General features: G+C 57.2%; 3 protein-coding genes. All 3 read left to right on the top strand.

Annotation, left to right across the window (positions count from 1 at the left end):
- The coding region (locus Q1K23_RS08580; RefSeq protein ID WP_300363845.1) for an alcohol dehydrogenase catalytic domain-containing protein at window positions 1-944 on the top strand (944 nt) is incomplete at its 5' end.
- 7 nt (window positions 945-951) lie between these two features.
- The gene (locus Q1K23_RS08575; protein WP_300363843.1) at window positions 952-1,833 is read left to right on the top strand and encodes a bile acid:sodium symporter; all 882 of its coding nucleotides are present in this window, start codon (window positions 952-954) and stop codon (window positions 1,831-1,833) included.
- Window positions 1,815-3,509, top strand: coding sequence for an FAD-dependent oxidoreductase (locus tag Q1K23_RS08570; RefSeq protein WP_300363841.1), 1,695 nt, complete (start codon window positions 1,815-1,817; stop codon window positions 3,507-3,509). Before Q1K23_RS08575 ends, Q1K23_RS08570 begins: the two co-directional genes overlap by 19 nt.
- Window positions 3,510-3,566: the final 57 nt, after the last annotated feature.

Genomic DNA, 3,566 nt, shown 5'->3' with positions numbered 1-3,566 from the left:
TGCCCGAACCGGGACCCGGCGAGGTGCGGATCAAGGTGGCCGGCAACGGCATCTGCCAGTCGGACCTGCATGTCATTCACGAATGGAAAGCGTGCCCGTCCCACTACAATATCGAGCTACCCTGGACTCTCGGACACGAAGTGGGCGGATGGATCGACAAAGCGGGTTCCGGAGTGCGTGGCTTCGAAGCCGGCCAACCGGTGCTGGTGACACTGGTAGGCTGCGGTCACTGCCGATACTGTGCCGCGGGGTGGAACAACTACTGCCTGAACAAAGGCCCGCAGGTCGGCATCGGCCTCGACGGGGGCCTGGCCGAATACACCATAGCACCCGCGGCGGCGCTTGTACCTATCTCGATGGACCCGGTGGAAGCGGCGCCTCTGACCGATGCGGGTCTCAGTTCCTACCATGCCCTCAAACGGGTGCTGCCTCTGCTGACAGGCGGCAGCCGGGTCGGTGTCATCGGTGTCGGGGGACTGGGACACATAGCCCTCCAGATTCTCGCAAAGATCACGCCGGCACACATTACGGCTTTTGCCCGCAGTGAGAAGTCCCGTCGCCACGCCCTGGAACTGGGTGCCGACGAAGCGCTCCCTTCCGAAAAAGAGAGCGTCGGATCACTCACTTTCGATGCCGTGCTCGATTTCGTCGGGTCCGCACAGACGATGGAACTGGCGGTTCATATGATCAAACCCCTGGGACACATCGTCGTAGCGGGAAGAGGAAAGGGACGTTTTGCCTTTCACCCTCTTTCACAGCCTTACGGCACGTTCATCAGTACCACGTTCGGCGGTAGCAAGCTGGAACTGCTGGAACTGATCGGTATGATGGAGAAGGGCCTTGTCAAGCCCAGTATCACGCGCTTCAGGCTCGACGAGGTGGAAATTGCGCTCGACAAACTCGCCCGTGGGGAGATAAAAGGGCGCGCAGTGATCGTACCGTGAGAGTTCGATGAAAGAATTTCTGGAGATAATCTTTCAGTTTTCGGTCCTCGCTTTCGTTGTAGGCAGCATGATCGCGATGGGACTCAATCTGACAATCCGGCAGATTGCAAAACCGTTGAGAAACGTCAGACTCGTCACACTCGTCCTCGCGGCCAATTTTCTCGCCGTACCGTTTTTTGCCTATCTGCTCGTGGAACTGTTGCCTTTGTCAATGGGTGTAAAAGAGGGTATCGTCCTCCTTTCCGTCGCTGCCGGAGCTCCCTTTCTGCCAAAACTTGCCTGTATCGCAAAGAGCGATCCCGCCATGTCGATCGCCCTGATGCTTCTGCTGATGGTTGCGACGGTATTCTATATGCCATTGGTACTTCCATATTTTCTGAAGGGTACCGAAGTGGACTCTCTGCAGATCGCAAAATCACTCGTAACGCTGATGCTCGTGCCGCTGGTGGCTTCGCTCTATGTAAAAGCGCACTTTCAGACAACGGCAGAAAGACTCCGCCCGGTTTTTGTAAAGATCAGCGATTTCGCTCTTGTGATATTGGCGGGTGCACTGATTCTACTGCATACGAAGAGCATTCTGGGACTGTGGGGATGGGGACTCGTATCGATTCTCCTGTTATTGACGGGGGCGATGGGGATCGGCTATATCTTCGGATTTGGAAACCCGGAACGGCGTTTTATGCTCTCCATCGCCACGGCGCAACGTAACATATCGGCGGCGATACTCGTAGCGTCGAGAAACTTCGACGACCCGGAAGTGACGCTGACGATGGTCGCCGCGGCGATACTGGGTCTTTTGATCATGCTGCCCTATGCCAGAGCGCGCGGCAAGTGCGCAATCGATTTGCAAATCAACGAAAAGGAGACACAATGGGAAAAAGATATCTGATCGTCGGCGGTGTCGCAGGCGGCGCATCGACCGCGGCGCGGCTGCGTCGTCTGAGCGAGGAGGACGAGATTATCATGTTCGAGAAGGGGCCCCACGTCTCCTTCTCCAACTGCTGCCTTCCCTACCATTTGAGCGGCATGGTCGAAAAGGCCGAAGATCTGGTACTGATGAGTCCGGAGCTCTTCAGAAAACAGTACGCCATCGACGCCAGGGTCAACAGCGAGGTGGTCGCGATCTACCGGGAGACAAATGAGGTGGAGGTAAAAGACCTGAAGAGGGGAGAGAGTTACCGGGAGCGCTACGACAAGCTCATTCTCTCCCCCGGCGCCAGACCGGTGGTTCCCGATGTGCCGGGGATTGAAAAAGTCAACCTTTTTACCGTACGAAATGTCGTCGATATCGACCGCATCGCCAAAAGTATCGAAGAGCTGGCACCGAAACGTATCACCGTCGTGGGCGGCGGTTTCATCGGTGTGGAGGTTGCGGAAAACCTGATCGAAGCGGGACATACCGTCACGCTTGTGCAGTCTCCGCCGCAGGTGCTGCGGCAGTTCGACGAGGATATCGTCCAGGTGCTTCACAAGGAGATGATCGACCACGGCATCGACCTGATCGTCGGAGACAGGGTTGTCGCCTTCGAAGAAAACCGCGTGATACTGAAGTCGGGAAAGAGTTTCGAGAGCGAAGTGGTCATCATGGGCATCGGTGTCATGCCAGACAGCGATCTGGCGAAAAAGGCGGGGCTCAAACTGGGAAAGAAGGGCTCCATCTGGGTCGACCACAACTACAAAACCAGCGATCCGGACATCTACGCCGTGGGCGACGCCATCCAGGTCTACAATCCGATCATGCGCGACTACATGACGCTGGCACTGGCGGGACCCGCGCAGAAACAGGCGCGGGCGGTGGCCAATCATATCCACAACATTCCGGTCAACTACCCGGGCTACATCGGCTCCTCGGTCGTCAAAGTCTTCAACTACAACGGCGCCTCGACGGGTCTCAACGAACGGACCGCCGAAGCGCTGGGCATCGAGCACGAAGTCGCCTACATCATCCCCAAAGACAAAGTGGGGCTGATGCCAGACTCCGAAGAGCTGCACTTCAAGATCGTCTTCGAAAAACCGACGGGCCGCATCATCGGTGCCCAGGCGGTGGGCCGGGGTAACGTGGACAAACGGATCGATGTCATCGCCACCGCCATCACAGCCAAGGCGACGATCGACCATCTCAAGGATCTGGAACTCTGCTACGCACCACCTTTCGGCACAGCCAAAGACGTAGTGAACATGGGAGGTTACGTGGCGTCCAATCTGCTGCACGAAGCGTTCAGGCATATCATGATGCGCGACATACGCCGGCTGGTGGAAGAGGGGGCCTGCATCGTCGACGTGCGGGAGAAGTACGAATGGGACGTGGCCCACATCAAAGGGGCGAAACATATCCCCCTCTCGGAGCTTCGTGATCGTCTTGACGAAATTCCAACCGATGAACCGGTCTATCTGCACTGCCGCTCGGGCCAGCGCTCCTACAACGCCCTGTTGGCGCTGCAGAACCGCGGATGGAAGAACGTTTACAATGTTTCCGGCGGCTTCATGGGACTCTGCTTCTACGAATACTTCACCGATAAAACGACGGGCCGGGAGCCCATCGTCACGGCGTACGATTTCGAGTAGAACCTATTTTTTCGAGAGGTAGCGGGCGGCCAGGTTCTGCGCCGCCACGATAATCGG

This window comes from Hydrogenimonas sp. (assembly GCF_029933015.1).
In the GTDB taxonomy this organism is placed as follows: domain Bacteria; phylum Campylobacterota; class Campylobacteria; order Campylobacterales; family Hydrogenimonadaceae; genus Hydrogenimonas.
Note: the sequence above shows the minus strand (reverse complement) of the source record. Positions and strands in the feature narration are given on the sequence as shown.